19 protein-coding genes are annotated in these 17,141 nt (G+C 51.0%); all 19 read left to right on the top strand.

Annotation, left to right across the window (positions count from 1 at the left end):
- Nucleotides 1-233: transposase (locus AK95_RS02980; protein WP_083397509.1), on the top strand; the 233-nt coding region annotated here is incomplete at its 5' end.
- A gap of 174 nt (nucleotides 234-407) precedes the next feature.
- Nucleotides 408-950: a hypothetical protein gene (locus AK95_RS02975; protein WP_071218412.1), complete on the top strand. Its 543-nt coding sequence runs from the start codon at nucleotides 408-410 to the stop codon at nucleotides 948-950.
- A gap of 112 nt (nucleotides 951-1,062) precedes the next feature.
- Nucleotides 1,063-1,923: a heptaprenyl diphosphate synthase component 1 gene (locus AK95_RS02970; protein WP_071218411.1), complete on the top strand. Its 861-nt coding sequence runs from the start codon at nucleotides 1,063-1,065 to the stop codon at nucleotides 1,921-1,923.
- A gap of 36 nt (nucleotides 1,924-1,959) precedes the next feature.
- Entirely contained in the window at nucleotides 1,960-2,691 is a 732-nt protein-coding gene (locus AK95_RS02965; protein WP_071218430.1) for a demethylmenaquinone methyltransferase, read from the top strand.
- Nucleotides 2,684-3,556 (top strand): UbiA-like polyprenyltransferase, encoded by an 873-nt coding sequence (locus AK95_RS02960; protein WP_071218410.1) that lies wholly within the window; start codon nucleotides 2,684-2,686, stop codon nucleotides 3,554-3,556. The genes AK95_RS02965 and AK95_RS02960 overlap by 8 nt, the downstream gene beginning before the upstream one ends.
- A complete protein-coding gene (locus AK95_RS02955) occupies nucleotides 3,556-4,158 on the top strand; it encodes a UbiX family flavin prenyltransferase (protein WP_071218409.1) in 603 nt (200 codons plus the stop codon). The genes AK95_RS02960 and AK95_RS02955 overlap by 1 nt, the downstream gene beginning before the upstream one ends.
- A gap of 190 nt (nucleotides 4,159-4,348) precedes the next feature.
- A complete protein-coding gene (locus AK95_RS02950; protein WP_071218408.1) occupies nucleotides 4,349-5,323 on the top strand; it encodes a polyprenyl synthetase family protein in 975 nt (324 codons plus the stop codon).
- 111 nt (nucleotides 5,324-5,434) lie between these two features.
- The gene (gene ndk / locus AK95_RS02945; protein WP_071218428.1) at nucleotides 5,435-5,878 is read left to right on the top strand and encodes a nucleoside-diphosphate kinase; all 444 of its coding nucleotides are present in this window, start codon (nucleotides 5,435-5,437) and stop codon (nucleotides 5,876-5,878) included.
- Between the two features lie 40 nt (nucleotides 5,879-5,918).
- A complete protein-coding gene (locus tag AK95_RS02940) occupies nucleotides 5,919-6,722 on the top strand; it encodes a CheR family methyltransferase (protein WP_071218407.1) in 804 nt (267 codons plus the stop codon).
- 168 nt (nucleotides 6,723-6,890) lie between these two features.
- Nucleotides 6,891-8,060: a chorismate synthase gene (aroC, locus tag AK95_RS02935; protein ID WP_071218406.1), complete on the top strand. Its 1,170-nt coding sequence runs from the start codon at nucleotides 6,891-6,893 to the stop codon at nucleotides 8,058-8,060.
- A gap of 1 nt (nucleotide 8,061) precedes the next feature.
- Nucleotides 8,062-9,156 (top strand): 3-dehydroquinate synthase, encoded by a 1,095-nt coding sequence (gene aroB, locus AK95_RS02930; RefSeq protein WP_071218405.1) that lies wholly within the window; start codon nucleotides 8,062-8,064, stop codon nucleotides 9,154-9,156.
- A 3-nt stretch (nucleotides 9,157-9,159) separates the two neighbouring features.
- Nucleotides 9,160-9,534 carry a chorismate mutase gene (aroH, locus tag AK95_RS02925; RefSeq protein WP_009595253.1) on the top strand — a complete coding sequence of 125 codons (375 nt, stop codon included), beginning with the start codon at nucleotides 9,160-9,162 and terminating at the stop codon, nucleotides 9,532-9,534.
- Nucleotides 9,535-9,890: 356 nt separating this feature from the next.
- The gene (gene trpE, locus AK95_RS02920) at nucleotides 9,891-11,444 is read left to right on the top strand and encodes an anthranilate synthase component I (protein ID WP_071218404.1); all 1,554 of its coding nucleotides are present in this window, start codon (nucleotides 9,891-9,893) and stop codon (nucleotides 11,442-11,444) included.
- Between the two features lie 19 nt (nucleotides 11,445-11,463).
- Nucleotides 11,464-12,504, top strand: a complete 1,041-nt coding sequence (gene trpD, locus AK95_RS02915) for an anthranilate phosphoribosyltransferase (protein ID WP_071218403.1) — start codon at nucleotides 11,464-11,466, stop codon at nucleotides 12,502-12,504.
- Entirely contained in the window at nucleotides 12,494-13,303 is an 810-nt protein-coding gene (trpC, locus tag AK95_RS02910; protein WP_071218402.1) for an indole-3-glycerol phosphate synthase TrpC, read from the top strand. The genes trpD and trpC overlap by 11 nt, the downstream gene beginning before the upstream one ends.
- A gap of 12 nt (nucleotides 13,304-13,315) precedes the next feature.
- On the top strand, nucleotides 13,316-13,990 hold the full coding sequence (locus AK95_RS02905; RefSeq protein ID WP_071218401.1) for a phosphoribosylanthranilate isomerase: 675 nt from the start codon (nucleotides 13,316-13,318) through the stop codon (nucleotides 13,988-13,990).
- Complete coding sequence (trpB, locus tag AK95_RS02900) at nucleotides 13,987-15,183, top strand: tryptophan synthase subunit beta (RefSeq protein WP_071218400.1); 1,197 nt, start codon at nucleotides 13,987-13,989, stop codon at nucleotides 15,181-15,183. Before AK95_RS02905 ends, trpB begins: the two co-directional genes overlap by 4 nt.
- Nucleotides 15,180-15,986 carry a tryptophan synthase subunit alpha gene (gene trpA / locus AK95_RS02895; protein ID WP_071218399.1) on the top strand — a complete coding sequence of 269 codons (807 nt, stop codon included), beginning with the start codon at nucleotides 15,180-15,182 and terminating at the stop codon, nucleotides 15,984-15,986. Before trpB ends, trpA begins: the two co-directional genes overlap by 4 nt.
- Nucleotides 15,987-16,027: 41 nt before the next feature.
- Entirely contained in the window at nucleotides 16,028-17,125 is a 1,098-nt protein-coding gene (hisC, locus tag AK95_RS02890) for a histidinol-phosphate transaminase (protein ID WP_071218398.1), read from the top strand.
- The last annotated feature ends 16 nt before the right edge of the window (nucleotides 17,126-17,141 follow it).

The following is a 17,141-nucleotide window of genomic DNA, read 5'->3' as shown; positions in this document are numbered from 1 at the left end:
ACAGCAAGGAATGGGTGCGAAACAACCGGCTCAGCCGATCCGGTAAGTATTTATACCGAAAACGAAAAGAAACGATTGAGCGAAGCTTCGCGGATGCCAAAGAGCTCCATGGGTTTCGCTATTGCCGGTTGCGCGGGTTGCAAAACGTCAGGGAACAAGCTCTGATGACAGCAGCCGTGCAAAACATGAAGAAGATGGCGATCCACCTGGATCGCCTGGAAAACAGGGGGTAATCCCCCCATTTCCCCTCTTGAAGTGACTACTTAGAAAGGGAGAAACCCTGTACTTTGAAAAAAGTACAGGGTTTCTCGACAATCTGAGCAGGCATAGCCTGCTTTTTTTCTTTATACAATGAGGTATGGACTCATGAGGAGCGGAAGAAACTAGGTATAGAGGAGGTTGAGGACATGAAGCACTGGCAATCCGTACGAGCCGTACTCCTGCCCGCGGCGATTGCATTTATCATGCTCACACTGTTAATGGGGCTTCAATCGCAAGCCCGTTATAAGGTTGGCGCTGTGGCAGCGGCGATTCCCTATCACAGTCGGGAGTTAAGCGATGCCGGACTCGTGGACTCCCTAATGAGTCTTCCTCTTCATCTGAAAATAAGCCGGGCAGATTATGATGAAGGCGCCCTGACGCTGGATATCAAATTAAGCGACCCCCCGGAAACGGCCGCCGAGGTATATGAGGATATCGCCAGCATCATGTCTTTTACGTTCGAAGGAACGGATAATGTGCAGCAGTTGTATCTAAGAGTGGTAGCCATCGATCGCTGGGGAGGGAAGCGGTATATGCTGCTTGCTTCGAACATGAACAAGGATACCTGGGACTTGCGCAATGCAGAAGCTCTTACCCAGCTTGAGAACGGCGATGTTCCGCAACCCATTGCGGCCGCTCTCAACCTAACATTTACGAATCTTTGGCTAAAGCAGTTCAGCAGCCCATGAAAGGGGTAAAATAGTAGATGACAGGGCATGTACGTGCCTTGAACATGTGTTATAATAGATTGGATTGTGGGCTCAATTGGACAAAAGAACATCAAGTGCACGGAGGCTGAGAATGAAACCGTATCGCGTACCAGAACTGGCAGAGAAATATTTAAATTATGATATGATTCAGAACCACACGGAACTTCCGAATTTTCCGGATGCCCGTGTTCATTTGCTATACATATTTTTAAAGGATTCGGGACGAAATCTTGCCGGACATGAAGAATTGTACGCACTGGTTACCTCACTGGTTCAGGTGGGACTCGATACGCATGAGAGCATCGACGTTACGGAGGGCAATCAAGGAGAGGCGATGATGCGATCCCGGCAGTTAAAAGTGCTTGCAGGGGATTATTTCAGTAGCCGTTTTTATCAACTCCTTGCCTTAAAGGGCGAAATTGCTGTCATCTCGCTTCTTAGCAAGGCTGTCAGCGATGTTAACGTGATGAAGATGAGATTATACGGCAAAATGAAAAAAACGCTGCTGCCTTCTGAAGAATATCTACGGCTAACGGTACAGCTGAATATGCAGCTGTTTCTTTCTTTTACTCCGCTGCTTGAGGTGTCCGTACAAGAAACATGGGAAAAGCTGCTCAAGGAAATTACGGAATGTGAGACGCTTGTGCAGGAGATGGAACGCTGTGCGACGCCTGAAGTCGGCAGATGTGGTTACGTGTACTGGCATCTGATCGAGTCAGGGAGCGACGAGGAACGGAAGATGCTGGTTGGCAAGAAAACGGATATGAAGGACTGGAGGAAGCTGATCCTGAAGCACAAGGTTTCGGAGAAGCTGCTGGACAAGCTGCGCGAGTCCGTAAATGCCGTACAGCTGCTGCTGGCAAACCGTGTAGGAGAGAGCCCGTACGCCGGTATGCTGGACCCGTTCCTGAAACGGCTAAGCACGTACCGGTCCGTCGTAAGTGAAGGGTAGGGGGATGCTGTGGATAACCAAACAACCAAGTTAGGCATGAGTAAGCATGACGGCAAAAATCCAAAAGAGCAATACGTCCATTCCGTCTTTGAAAGCATTTCGGGAAAATATGATATGATGAATGATATTCTCAGCTTTCGAAGACATAAAGCTTGGCGCAAGTTTACGATGAAGAAGATGAACATGCGCCATGGCGATACGGCCATCGATCTATGCTGCGGTACTTGCGACTGGACGATTAGTATGGCACAGGCAAGTGAATCCGGACACATAGTTGGACTCGATTTCAGTGAGGGGATGCTGAATGTCGGCCGAGGAAAGGTTACCAAACATGGGCTGGACCAACAGGTAGTGCTGGTTCAGGGAAATGCCATGAGCCTGCCGTTCGAAGACAATCAGTTCGACTACGCGACGATCGGTTTCGGTCTTCGCAATGTACCGGATTACATGCAGGTTCTGCATGAAATGAAACGCGTGGTTAAGCCTGGCGGGATGGTTGTATGTTTGGAACTGTCCAAGCCGACTTGGCAGCCGTTCAAAGGCATTTATTATTTCTACTTTCAACAAGTGCTGCCTCGGATGGGGAAACTGGTAGCCAAGCGTTACGAGCAGTATAAGTGGCTGCCGGAATCGCTGGCATTGTTCCCAGGACGAGAGGAGCTTGCCGAAGCTTTCCGTCAGACCGGACTTCAACAGGTTCAGGCCTATCCCTTGACTGGTGGCATAGCAGCCTTACATATTGGGATCAAGGAGAATCTGGATGTTTAAGAAAATAGGAACTTATCTTGAAATGATTAAAGTGGAGCATACACTGTTTGCTCTGCCTTTCGCTTTTATGGGGGCGATTCTAGGATCGGCCGTCGTGTTTGACCAATTACCATCATGGGGAGATATCGGGTGGATTTTTCTTGCCATGTTCGGTGCACGCAGCGCTGCGTTCGGATTGAATCGGCTCACGGACCAGCATATCGACGCCAAGAACCCCCGCACCGCAAATCGCGCCATTCCGGCAGGCCTGCTAAAACCGCTGGAAGTTATCTTATTCATTATTCTGTCTTTCGCGGTGTTTTTCTGGGCTACTTACATGCTGGATCCGTTTGCATTCCGTTTGCTGCCTATCGCTATTTTTATGCTTATCATTTATTCATATACCAAACGGTTTACTTGGCTTTGCCATCTGGTGCTCGGGCTTACAACAGCGTTGGCTCCGCTTGGCGGATGGGTTGCGGTAACCGGTCAAATCGACTGGAAGGCCATTGTATTCTATATCGCGCTTGCGTTCTGGACGGCGGGATTTGATATTGTTTACGCTTGCCAGGATGAGAAGTTTGATGCAAAAGAAAAGCTGTACTCGATTCCTTCCCGGTTCGGTTTGCATAAAGCGTTGTGGTTCGCGCGCGGTTTTCACGTAGTAACGGCTATTGGCTTTATCATTCTTTTCTTTGTCACACCGGTTGGCTGGTGGTATCTGATCGGCATGGTCATCGCCTGCGGGATTTTATTCTATCAGCATTACATCTTGTCGCCAAACGATATGAGCCGTCTGCAAACCGCCTTTTTTACGATGAACAGTACACTGAGCATCATTCTGTTTGTATTCACTCTGATTGATTTGGTGGTGCGGTATATCTGATGAAATCCTTGCGCAGAAAAAGCTGGGTTGTCGGGATAACGGGAGCCAGCGGCAGCATATACGGAGTTCGCCTTACGGAGAGCCTGCTCTCGCTGGGCTATGATGTGCAATTGATCATCTCCAATGCGGGCTGGCGCGTTCTGAAGGAGGAAATGGGCTTTCAGACAGGCAACCGCGAAGAAGTGCTGGCCGAGAAATTCGGCGGGTACGAGGGGCGTGTCATCTACCATCCGATCTCCGACATTGGAGCAACGATAGCCAGTGGATCTTACCTTGTCGAAGGCATGATCATCATGCCATGCTCTATGGGGACATTATCCTCGGTCGCGCACGGCACTTCCGACAATCTGATGGGACGCGCCGCGGATGTGATGATGAAAGAAGGCCGTCCTCTGGTGCTTGTCCCGAGAGAGACGCCTCTGCATGCGATTCACCTGGAGAACATGCTGGCGCTGGCCAAGCTTGGCGTCAAAATCATTCCCGCGATGCCTGCGTTCTATTACGGACCGAAGACCATTGATGATATTGTGAATTTTCTGGTCGGCAAGGTATTGGACAGCTTGCGCATTGATCATCGATTGTATACGAGATGGGGAGAATAGCAGGCCGGGCCGCATCCAAGGAGTTAGCGGCTGTTGTTATGACGACTTAACGAACCTGTGCTACGATTTTTACGAACGACAACAGGAAGGATTACGCTTATATTTCAAGTTCGTAGATGAGCTTGGCCTGCTAAGATCGCAAGGTAGTGCCGGAGTTATGGAATGAGAATCTAAGCATACGGGTGAAAAGATGAAACGATTTGACATATTCGGAACATTAAAAAAAGATATGGACGTTATCGAGAAGGAACTCTATCTCAGCGTCGAAGGCGACAGCCCCGAGCTGACCGAGACTTCCTTGCATCTGCTTAGAGCAGGAGGCAAGCGACTCCGTCCTGTTTTTGTGCTGATGGGCGGTAAGTTCGGCGACTATGACATTGACAAGCTAAAGCATGTGGCCGTGCCGCTCGAGATGATTCACAGCGCATCGCTCGTTCATGACGACGTGATCGATGATGCGGACACGCGGCGAGGTAAGCCAACGGTAAAGGCGAAGTGGGACAACCGGGTTGCCATGTATACCGGCGACTATATATACGGCAAGGCGCTGGAGTTGACGACCCACCTGAAGCAGCCGGAGATTCATCAAATTCTCGCCAAGGCGATGGTCGAGATGTCCATCGGGGAAATGGAGCAGATTCGTGATTTCTTTAATACCGATCAGGACGTCAGAAGGTACCTTCTGCGTATACGCCGCAAAACGTCGCTCTTGATTGCCGTCAGCTGCCAGCTCGGAGCACTGGCTGCGGATGCGGACCGCAAGGTCGCAAACAGCCTGTATCGATTCGGATATAACGTCGGCATGGCCTTTCAGATTCAGGATGATCTTCTGGATCTGTGCGGGACGGAGAAGCAGATTGGCAAACCGCCGGGGAGCGATATGAGGCAGGGGAATATTACGCTTCCCGTTATATTCGCGCTCGAAGATAGCAAACGGAGGGAGCCGCTGCTGCAAGAGCTGGATCGGATTCATGCACTGAATGGCCAGTGTGATGTGACGGACGCCGTGAAGCTTGTAACCTCAAGCGATGGTATACCGAGATCTGAGGCGCTCGCTGATCGGTATATCCGTAAAGCATTGGCCGCATTGGATACTTTGCCTGACATCAAGACCAAAAAACAGCTTAGAGATATCGCAAATTTTATTACAAAGCGGTCATATTAGCCTTAACCATGAGGTTGCTTTCTGTTAAAATACGGGTACAAACATGTAACATCACCTGAGCATGGAATAATTGTTCAATATCCTAGAATGAGGGGAAGCGTGATGAGGCCAATGGAACGTACTTTTTTAATGATTAAACCGGATGGTGTACAGCGTGGGCTGATCGGCCGAATCGTCGGCCGTTTGGAGGATAAAGGATTCAAGCTGGTTGCAGGCAAGTTCCTGCAGATTTCAGACGAGCAGGCCAAGCGCCATTATGCGGAGCATGAAGGCAAAGATTTTTTTGAAAACCTGGTTAGGTTTATAACATCCGGACCGGTGTTTGCGATGGTTTGGGAAGGGGACGACATCATTGCTTTGTCCCGCCAAGTGATTGGCAAAACGAATGTGAAGGATGCGCTGCCCGGGACAATTCGGGGGGATTTTTCCGCTCATACGCCGCACAATCTGATTCATGGATCGGATTCACCGGAGAGCGCGCAACGCGAAATTGCCAATTTCTTTGAAGCGAAGGAATTGGTTGAATATAACAAGACGCTGTCCCCTTGGCTGTAAGCTAAGGCAGCGGCATAATCTGATTAAACAGGATGATACGATGACGGAACATGAACCTGTGCTGGATGATCCGGATTATATCGGCTTTGTTCGCAGCATCGAACGAAGCACGGGGATCAATCTCGCAGATTATAAAGAGGCGCAGATGAAGCGAAGGCTGACAACGCTGCGTTTGAAGAAGGGGTTTGAAACCTTTTCGGCTTTCTACGACGCGATGATGAAGGACAAGCCATTATTTCATGAGTTTTTAGACCGGATGACAATTAACGTCTCGGAGTTTTGGCGCAACCCTAACCGGTGGGAAGTTCTCCGTGACAAAATATTGCCTGAGATATCCCAGCAGAATCCCGGGGTATTGAAAATATGGAGCGCCGCGTGCTCCACGGGTGAGGAGCCTTACACGCTTGCTATGATACTGTCCGAACAGAAGATGCTGAGCCGTGCGCGCATCGCGGCGACAGATATTGATGACGGCGCATTACATAAAGCGAAGGAGGGCCTATATGTCGAGAGGTCATTGAAGGATGTGCCTCCGGATGTAGCCGCCCGCTATTTTAAGGAAGAAGGTTCGGTGTACCGCTTCAGTGAGCATTTGAAGAAGGAAGTAACCTTTCATAAGCAGAATCTGCTGACGGACCGCTTTGAGACGGGATATGATCTGATTGTTTGCCGAAACGTGATGATTTATTTCACGGAAGGCGCCAAGCACAAGCTGTACCAGAAGTTTGCCTCAAGCCTGAAGCCAGGCGGATTCTTGTTTGTGGGCAGCACGGAACAGATCTTTAATCCGGGACAATATGGCCTGGAGAGCAACGAGACCTTTTTCTACCGTAAAATTCAATAGAGACAGCTAATCATAACGCATAAGCGCTTTTCAATCCGGAGGATGAGAGGCGCTTTTGCTTGTCTTGCGGCATTCTTGTCAAAGCGTTAGACCTATACTATAATGAGCAGAAGATATTTACGGAGTTTAGCGATTTAACGCTTAAAAGTTTAAAGGGGGAAAAGCATCATGAGCTTACGCTTTTTAACTGCCGGGGAAACGCACGGTCCTCAGCTGACAACCATAATCGAAGGACTTCCAAGTAATTTGGAGCTTGATTTCGAAGCATTGAACTTCCAGCTTCATCGGAGACAGAAGGGATATGGCCGGGGACGCCGCATGCAGATCGAGAAGGATACCGCGCAAATCCTAGGAGGTGTGCGTCACGGCTATACAACCGGTGCGCCCATCGCGTTGGTCGTGCAGAATAATGACTGGAAGCATTGGCAGAACATTATGAACGTGGAGCCGATTGAGGGCAATGACGAGGTGAAAAGACGGGTACATCGTCCAAGACCGGGACATGCCGACTTAAACGGCGGTTTGAAATACAATTTGAAGGATCTGCGTAACGTGCTGGAACGCTCCAGTGCCCGTGAAACCACAGTTCGCGTAGCGGTAGGTGCTATCGCGAGACAATTCCTGGCACAATTCGGCGTTAAAGTGGCAGGCCAGGTCATCCGGATTGGCGAGATCGAAGCTCCCCCGCACAATCTTTCGATCGATGAGCTGATCGAGCGTACGGAAGCCTCCTCGGTTCGCGTGGTGGACGAAGAGACAGAGAAGAAAATGGAAGCCTACATAGACCAGATCAAAAAAGAAGGCGACTCCATCGGCGGCATCGTGGAATGCATCATCGAAGGCGTGCCGGTCGGATTGGGCAGCCATGTCCAATATGACCGCAAGCTGGATGGCCGCATCGCACAGGGCGTGATGTCGATTAATGCCTTTAAGGGCGTTGAGGTCGGAATCGGATTTGAAGCAGGCCAATTGCCCGGTTCCCAGGTGCATGACGAGATTATGTACAGCGAAGATCGCGGATACCACCGTGCAACCAATCGTCTTGGCGGATTTGAAGGCGGGATGACCAACGGCATGCCGATCGTCGTTCGCGGCGTCATGAAGCCGATTCCGACGCTGTACAAGCCGCTTCAAAGCGTGGATATCGATACAAAGGAAGCTTTCACGGCTCAGGTTGAACGCTCGGATGCCTGTGCGGTTCCGGCCGCCAGCGTTGTCATGGAGCATGTTGTGACATGGGAAGTAGCGAAGGCTTTTCTTGAGAAGTTTGGCGGTGATTCGATGGAAGAAATTCATGCGAATTACCAGAACTACCTGAAGCAGCTGGAGAACTACTAATATGAGAACACTTCAGGTAGAGCTGGGAGAGCGTTCCTATCCGATTTATATCGGAGCTGGTATTTTGGACACCATCGGTGAGCTGAGCGCGAAGCATGGAATTACACGCAAGAGCCCTCATTTGATTGTAACGGATGATAAAGTAGCGCCTCATTATTTGTCTCGAGTGGAGGAGCAGTTAAAATCGGAAGGATACACGGTTATTTCCCATATTGTCCCTTCCGGTGAATCCTCCAAATCGCTTCAGGTCTATGAAGAGGTAATGACTACAGCGATCAACGGCAAGCTGGATCGCAGCTCGGCAGTGTTTGCGCTGGGTGGAGGCGTTGTTGGTGATTTGGCCGGATTCGTCGCGGCAACGTATATGCGCGGCGTGACGTTTGTTCAGATCCCGACCACTATCCTGGCCCATGACAGCAGCGTTGGCGGCAAAGTGGCGGTCAACCATCCGTTAGCCAAAAATATGATCGGCGCGTTCCATCAACCCGTTATGGTGGTTTACGATGTGAACACGCTGATGTCATTGCCTCCGCGCGAGGTGTCTTCTGGTCTTGCGGAAATGGTGAAGCATGGTTTGATCCTGGACCGTGATTTTGCCTATTGGTGCCGGGAGAATGGTCAAAAGCTGCTGAGCCTGGATCCTGAGACGTTGATATATGGCCTGGAGCGCGGCTGCGCGATCAAGGCGAACGTCGTATCCCAGGATGAGCGGGAAGGCGGTTTGCGTGCCATCCTTAATCTCGGACATACCATCGGTCATGCCATTGAAGCCGTTGGCGGCTACGGACGCTTCTTGCACGGCGAGGCGATTGCCATCGGCATGGCAGGCTCGGCCCGCCTTGCCGAAAAGCTTGGCAGACCTGCGGATCTGCACAATGAGACGGTGAGCATGCTCAAGGCGGTGAATCTGCCGGTAACCTTGCCGGGTGACGTCTCGGTTGAGCGAATTATGGAAGCTATGCAGCATGATAAAAAGTTTGCCAAGGGAAATATGGTATTTATCGTACCGGAATCCATCGGCTCCGTCAGCATCGTTAAGGATGTACCGGTAGAAGCTGTTCGATCCGTGGTTGAACAGTTGAAGGGAGAGGGATAGTTCATGATGAATCGGGGAATCCGGGGGGCGACAACCGTCACCCGCAACGATGAGCAGGAGATTGTACAGGAAACGCTGCGGTTGCTTGAAGAGATGGTGAGACGCAACGAGCTTCAGCCGGAGTATATCAGCAATATATGGATTACGATGACACAGGATCTGGACGCGACATTTCCGGCCAAAGCGATACGCCAGCTGGAAGGCTGGGATCTGGTCCCTTTGATGTGTTCGGTTGAAATACCGGTCCAAGGCAGTCTGCCGCGATGCATCCGGTTTATGGTTCAGGTCAATACGGATAAAAGCCAGAGCGAGATTAAGCATGTGTATTTGAATGAAGCCAAGCGGCTGCGCCCGGATTTATCAGGCTCCAACGCCTGATGCAGAAATTTAGGGTTGCAGCAACAGGGCTTCATCCTGTATAGTGATATCAGAATAGCTGAGTAGAGTTAGGTTTTACAGATGAGTTGAGTTGAGAAGAGCTGAGGCATTTTAGGCAATAACATAATCGGGATTAAGGATGAACTTGATTTCATGATGAATAGTACAGCATGTTCACGGCTGGTTACAAGCCTATTTCTTGTATCCGTCAATGGAACAATAGCCGCTGTAGTTCGTCGTTGAATGGGCTCTGAATTCCTTGACCGCGCTCTTTTTTCATAGACTTATTCTGAACGTTAACCTCTACTTCGGTAGAGGTTTTTTTGTTGTATACCATCAATTAAGGAGGGATTGACATGGCGAATCCATCGATGGAGCAAGTGGTGGCTATGGCAGGTGAATATAACCTGATTCCGGTAGCGATCAGACTGTTAGCCGACATGGAAACCCCGATTCGCATTTTTCAACGATATGCGGAACGGAAGCGGGCATTTTTACTTGAAAGCGTTGAGGGCGGAGTACAGTGGGCACGGTATTCGTTTATTGGAACAGACCCCTTCTTAATGATTACGGGTAAAAAAGGAAAGATCGAAATTGAAAGGAACGGAGAGCGTTCCCTGTTGAAAGGAAAGCCTGTCGAGGAGTTAAAGGCGCTGCTGCGAACGTACCGCAGCCCGCAGCTGAAGGAGATGCCTCCTTTTACCGGAGGGGCTATCGGATTTTTCGGATATGACCTGCTCCAATATTATGAGAAGCTTCCGGCACATGCGATGGACGATCTCGGAATGGATGATATCCGGTTCATGTTTTGCGATCAAGTCATTGTCTTCGACCATGTGAAGCAGCAGATCATGCTGGTTGGCAACGTACATGTGAAGCCGGGGGATTCGGACGAAATCATCCGGCAAAGCTATCGGGATGTATGCCGTACCTTGGAAGCCGCAGCCGAGCAGCTGCAAGAACAGGGACCGCGGGAGAACGTGAACTCCAAAGGCATTCCGGCGGATGTTGATATGGGCGACATTAAATCCAATATGACAAAAGAGAAGTACCTCTCCAATGTGGAGCAAGCGAAGGAATACATTCGTGCTGGCGATATTTTTCAGGTGGTATTGTCCCAACGCTTCCATATTGAGACCGAAGTATCGCCGCTTCATGTATACCGGGTGCTGAGAACGCTAAATCCTTCACCGTATATGTATTACCTCAAGATGGACGACGACATTATCGTTGGAACCTCCCCGGAAGCCCTGGTGAAGGTGGATGGACGAAGATTGGAAACAAGGCCGATTGCAGGTACCAGACCTAGAGGCAGCGATGAGGCCGAAGACCAGGCGCTGGCCGATGATCTGCTGCAGGACGAGAAGGAACGAGCCGAGCATTTGATGCTGGTGGATCTGGGCCGCAATGATCTGGGCCGCGTGTCAGAGTTCGGCACAGTGAAGTGCGACACGTTCATGGAGATTGAAAAGTATTCCCACGTGATGCATATGGTATCCAGCGTTTCCGGTCAGCTGAGAGAGGATAAGGATTTCTTCGATGCTTTTCTGTCCTGCTTGCCGGCAGGAACGGTATCCGGTGCTCCGAAGCTAAGGGCCATGGAGATTATTGCGGAGCTGGAACGGGAAGCAAGAGGCGCGTATGCGGGCGCCATCGGTTATCTTGGCTTCGGCGGCAATATGGATTCCTGCATCACGATCCGTACGATCATTTTTCGTCAGGGCAAAGCTTATGTCCAGGCGGGGGCCGGCATCGTATGGGACTCGGTACCGGAGAAGGAATATGAAGAAACTATCAACAAAGCCAAAGGGATGCTGAAGGCGATCCGCGTCGCGGAAGCGATGTTTCCGTCCAGCACGGGGGCTGACGATTTAATTAATCAGGATTACCTGTACCAATACACACCTTAAACCGAAGGAGGAGAACGTAATGAACGTCATGGAAACGATGCAATCCAGCCTTACGAAGCTGATTCAAGGTCAAGATCTGAGCCGGGAGGAAGCGCGCGGGGTCATGCAGTCCATTATGGAAGGCCAGGCAACCCATTCCCAAATCGGGGCGCTGCTTACGGCCTTGAGAATGAAGGGGGAGACGGTCGAAGAGATCACCGGCTTCGCCGAGGCGATGCGTGGTGCAGGCGGGCGCGTTGTTACCGAGCGAAACCAGCTGCTGGATACATGCGGCACCGGAGGATCCGGGATTCATAAGTTTAACATTTCTACCGTATCCGCCATTATCTCCTCCTCGGTTTCGGTCAGAGTGGCCAAACACGGCAACCGCTCGGCATCGGGACGGGCGGGCAGCGCCGATGTGCTCGAGGCGCTGGGCGTGAATATCCACTTGACGGCAGAGCAAGCGACAGCCTGTCTGAATGATATCGGAATTTGTTTCCTGTTTGCCCAGATCTACCACCCTTCGATGAAATATGCCGCAGCTCCTCGCAAAGAGCTTGGGGTTCGAACCGTATTTAACATGCTGGGGCCATTGACAAACCCGGCCGGCGCAGATCGGCAGATGCTCGGGATATACGATATGAACAAAACGGAAACCATCGCACAGGTGCTTAAAGAGCTTGGTTTAAAGCGGGCCATGGTGGTAACCAGCCATGACGGCTTGGATGAAATCAGCATCTCTGCACCTACGCGAGTATCCGAGCTTCGTGGCGGAGAAGTCCGAACGTATGATATTCATCCGCATGACCTGGGACTGTCCGTTCATCCGATGAGCGATATTCTGGGCGGCGATGCAAAAGAGAACGCGGCTATCATCGGATCCGTGCTGCGCGGTGAGCGCAGTGCTTATCGGGATATCGTGCTTGCCAATGCCGGTGCCTGCATCTATGTGTCCGGACTTGCGGATAGTTTGACCGAAGGTGTGCAGCGTGCTGCGGGAGCTATCGATTCAGGGCTGGCTCAGTCCAAACTGGAGCAGCTGATCTCAAGAACGGGGGAAATGAGTTATGTATCTTGATCGAATAGTAGAAACGAAACGCAGAGAAGTTGCTCAGCTGCGAGATACATTCAGCATCTCGGAGGCAGAGAGGCAAATAGCGGATTTACCGCCGACTCTCGGCTTTGAGAAGGCGTTGTCCATGGGGCGTAACCGCAGCATGGGGTTAATTGCCGAGGTGAAGAAGGCTTCGCCGTCCAAGGGGTTAATTCGTCCGGACTTTGACCCGGTTATGATCGCCAAAGCTTATGAAGCAGCCGACGCCGATTGTCTTTCCGTGCTGACCGACAAGGACTATTTTCAGGGTAGTGGAGAGTATTTGAAAGCGGTAAGGGCGGCTGTCAACATTCCTTTGCTTCGCAAGGATTTCATTATCGACGAGACTCAGATTTACGAGGCGCGACTGTTAGGTGCAGACGCGGTTCTCTTAATAGCGAGCATACTGGAGCCTGAGCGGATCGCGGAGTTTATAGACATCGCCGGCTCGATTGGCTTGGATTGCCTGATTGAGGTCCATGATGGGGAAGAGCTGGAATCGGTACTTGGGCTGGGAACAGCTCAGCTGATCGGAATAAACAACCGCAATCTGCGGACCTTTGAAACATCGCTGCAGACAACAGCCGATATCGCGGCACAAGTACCGCAGGGAATTACCTTGATCAGCGAAAGCGGTATATCGAGCCCGGCCGACATTTCCTACTTGCATTATGTGGGAGCACACGGCGTTCTGGTTGGAGAACATTTCATGCGCCAGCAGGACGTGTTCCGCGCGGTAAACGATCTGATGGGACCCTTGCCGATCGCTGCAGACGTCGAATAAAGGGGATGTTGAGTGATGAGTACAGCGCTAAAAATATGTGGACTTCAAAGCGTTGAAGTGCTAAAATCTATGATAAACTTACCTGTGGATTATATCGGATTCGTATTTGCCAAGAGCCGGCGGAAGGTATCTCCGCAGCAGGCTGCACAGCTTATGCAGGTATTGCGGGAATGGGATCATAACAAGATTCCCGCCGCTGTCGGCGTCTTGGTTAACCCTGATTTGAATGAGCTGGTAGAGCTTCTACGAGAAGCAGCGCTCGACGTCGTGCAGCTGCATGGTCAGGAATCGCCGCAATTTTGCCGGGAAGTGAAGGAGCGCTTCCCGGTTTCCGTTTTTAAGGCGATATCGATCGAGAGTGACCGCCCGGAATCAGAACGTCTGTCAACACTGGATCCGTATGCGGGCTGCATCGACGGATTGCTGATCGATACGTATGATCCGGTGTATGGCGGAGGTTCTGGCAAGACATTTGCCTGGGATCTTATCCCGCCTTACCAGGAATGGGCGAAACGGCAAGGGATCCCCTTGTTTGTAGCCGGCGGATTGGATTCGGATAATGTATCGCATTTAATAGGCCAATACGCTCCCTACGGCGTGGATGTATCCAGCGGCGTTGAGAGCGAGCCTGGCGTGAAGGACATAAACAAAGTGATGGCATTCATAGAAAGGGTGAAGGGGAAATGACGCAACTTCCTGACCGTAATGGACGTTTTGGAGTGTTTGGTGGCCGGTTTGTACCGGAAACGCTCATGAACGCTTTAATAGAGCTTGAACAAGAGTATATTCGCTTTTCGGAGGATCCTGCCTTCAAAGAGGAGATTGCTTATTTGCTTAAACAGTATTCCGGACGGGAAACGCCTTTATATTATGCTGAACGACTCAGCAAACATCTCGGCAAGGCTAAAATTTATCTGAAGCGGGAGGATTTGAACCACACAGGCGCCCACAAAATCAACAACGCCATTGCTCAAGGCGTGTTAGCCAAGCGTATGGGCAAAGGCAAGGTCATTGCTGAAACGGGCGCCGGGCAGCATGGGGTTGCCACTGCAACCGTAGCCGCTCTGCTCGGTCTCGAATGCAAGGTGTTCATGGGCGAAGAGGATACCAAGCGGCAGCAGTTGAATGTATTCCGCATGAAAATGCTCGGAGCCGAAGTGATTCCGGTGACGTCGGGAAGCCGAACGCTGAAGGATGCCGGCAACGAGGCGCTTCGCTACTGGGTCAGCAACGTTGAGGATACCTTCTATGTGCTTGGTTCCGCAGTAGGTCCGCATCCTTATCCGATGATGGTCCGGAACTTCCAGCGGATTATCGGTGACGAGACCCGCAAGCAGATTCTGGAGACGGAAGGAAGACTTCCAAACGCGATTCTTGCACCGATCGGGGGAGGAAGCAACGCGATCGGCATGTTCTACCCGTTCCTGGAAGATAAGGAAGTCGGTCTAATCGGTGTCGAAGCGGCCGGGAAAGGGATCGATACCGATTATCATGCGGCCACCATGTCCAAGGGGACCCAAGGCGTATTCCAGGGATCGATGAGTTATTTGCTTCAGGATGAGTATGGACAGGTTCAGGAGGCGCATTCCATTTCTGCCGGTCTGGATTACCCCGGCGTTGGGCCAGAGCATTCCTACTTAAAAGATATTGAGCGTGTGCAGTATGTGCCTATAACCGACCAAGAGGCATTGGATGCCTTGCAGCTTCTATGCCGAACGGAAGGCATCATACCCGCGCTGGAATCGGCACATGCCGTGGCGCAAGCCGTAAAAATGGCGTCCGCGTGGACTGAAGACGATATCGTCGTCATTAATTTGTCCGGTCGCGGCGACAAGGACGTGGAGTCCATCATGGCTTACACGGGAGGGAAATCTGAATGAACCGAATTGACCAGACCTTTGCGTCGTTGAATCAACAAAACAAGACGGCCCTGATTCCTTATCTGACCGTTGGGGATCCGGATGTGAAAGCGACGCTGGATATCATACATGAGCTTGAAATGGCGGGAGCCGACATTATCGAACTCGGCGTTCCTTATTCTGATCCCCTCGCCGATGGCCCGGTCATCCAGCGTGCTTCCGAGCGTGCCCTGAAGAGCAAGGTGAACATCCGCACTTGCATGGAGACCGCGCGCCTGGCGAGAGAACGAGGCAGCAAGCTGCCGTTCATTCTGTTCACCTATTACAATCCGGTCCTGCAGACCGGACTGGATGTGTTCTTCGAAGAAGTGGTAAGGCATGATATCAGCGGGCTGATCATTCCGGATCTGCCGGTGGAGGAATCCGAAGAGGTTCGGAAACGGGCTCATGACGCGGGCGTTCACCTGATTCCGCTGGTGGCACCTACCTCCCATGAGCGGATTGCGAGCATCGCTTCGGAAGCGACCGGCTTTGTGTATTGCGTATCCTCACTTGGCGTGACAGGCGAGCGCAACGATTTTTATTCGGGAGTGGAGTCATTCCTTGAAACGGTGAAGCAGTACAGCAATGTGCCCATCGCGATTGGTTTTGGCATTTCGTCCGGTGAACAGGTTGCCAGATTCTCTAAAATCTGCGACGGCGTCGTTGTTGGCAGTGCCATAGTACGTCAGATCGAGTCTACTATTCCCCTCCTTGAGAAGGAAGAGACAAGACAGCAGGGACTTTTGCAAATCAGAGAGTTTGTGGCACAATTAAAGGGATAGTGTTGTGTTTAAGCAGTTATGAAAGGTGAGGCGAATATCGAATGAAACCGAAAGCGCAAATTGTTAATCTTCCTGTATATCAACCCGGGAAGCCCATCGAAGAAGTCAAAAAAGAACTAGGTCTGGATGTGGTCATTAAGCTGGCCTCCAACGAGAATCCGTATGGCTGCTCACCGCGCGCAACCGAAGCCATTACCGCTGAGCTGGCAACGCTCAGCCTGTATCCGGATGGAAGTTCAGCCGATTTAACGGCGGAGCTTGCTGATCAGCTTGGTATTGAACGCAATCAGATTATTTTCGGATGCGGATCCGATGAAATCATCGCCCTCATTATTCGTGCGTTCCTGGAGCCGGGAGACGAAACCATTATGGCCGATCAGACCTTCTCGGTGTATAAAACGAATGCGGATATTGAAGGTGCGAGAAGCATTGAGGTGCCTCTGGTTAACGGGAAACATGATCTGCCGGGCATGGCAAAAACCGTTACGGACAAAACCAAAATCATTTGGGTGTGCAATCCGAATAATCCGACCGGAACCATCGTTTCCGAGAGCGAGCTGGTATCTTTCCTGGATGAAATCCCTGCTCACGTGATGGTTGTGCTTGATGAAGCTTATTATGAATACGTAACGGACGCTTCGTATCCGGCCAGCATCAAGTTAATGGAGCGTTATCCGAATCTGGTCATCCTGCGTACCTTCTCCAAAATATACGGTCTGGCTGCCCTTCGCATCGGGTACGGTATCGGGCAACCTGAGGTTATCTCCTTGATTAACCGAGTGCGTGAGCCGTTTAATACAGGACGCCTGGCCCAAGTGGCCGCGAAGGCCGCCTTGAAAGATCAGGAGTTCGTAGCTAAATGCCGTCAATTGAATGCTGAGGGAATCACTTATGTGCAGCGGGAGTTTGATCGTCTTGGATTATCCTATTTTCCTGCGAACGGGAACTTCATCATGGTAGATGTGAAGAGACCGGGCACTGAAGTCTTCAAATCCCTGCTGAGCAAAGGCATCATCGTACGTCCGGGTTTTGAGGTTTACCCGAACTACATTCGCGTAACCGTTGGCTCTGAAGAACAAAACAAGGCTTTTATCGGCGCATTGGAACAAGTGCTCCAAGAAGTGAATGCTCCAGCTTGATCTAATAAATAACCAT

Source organism: Paenibacillus sp. LC231, from assembly GCF_001860525.1.
In the GTDB taxonomy this organism is placed as follows: Bacteria; Bacillota; Bacilli; order Paenibacillales; family Paenibacillaceae; genus Paenibacillus_AQ.
Note: the sequence above shows the minus strand (reverse complement) of the source record. Positions and strands in the feature narration are given on the sequence as shown.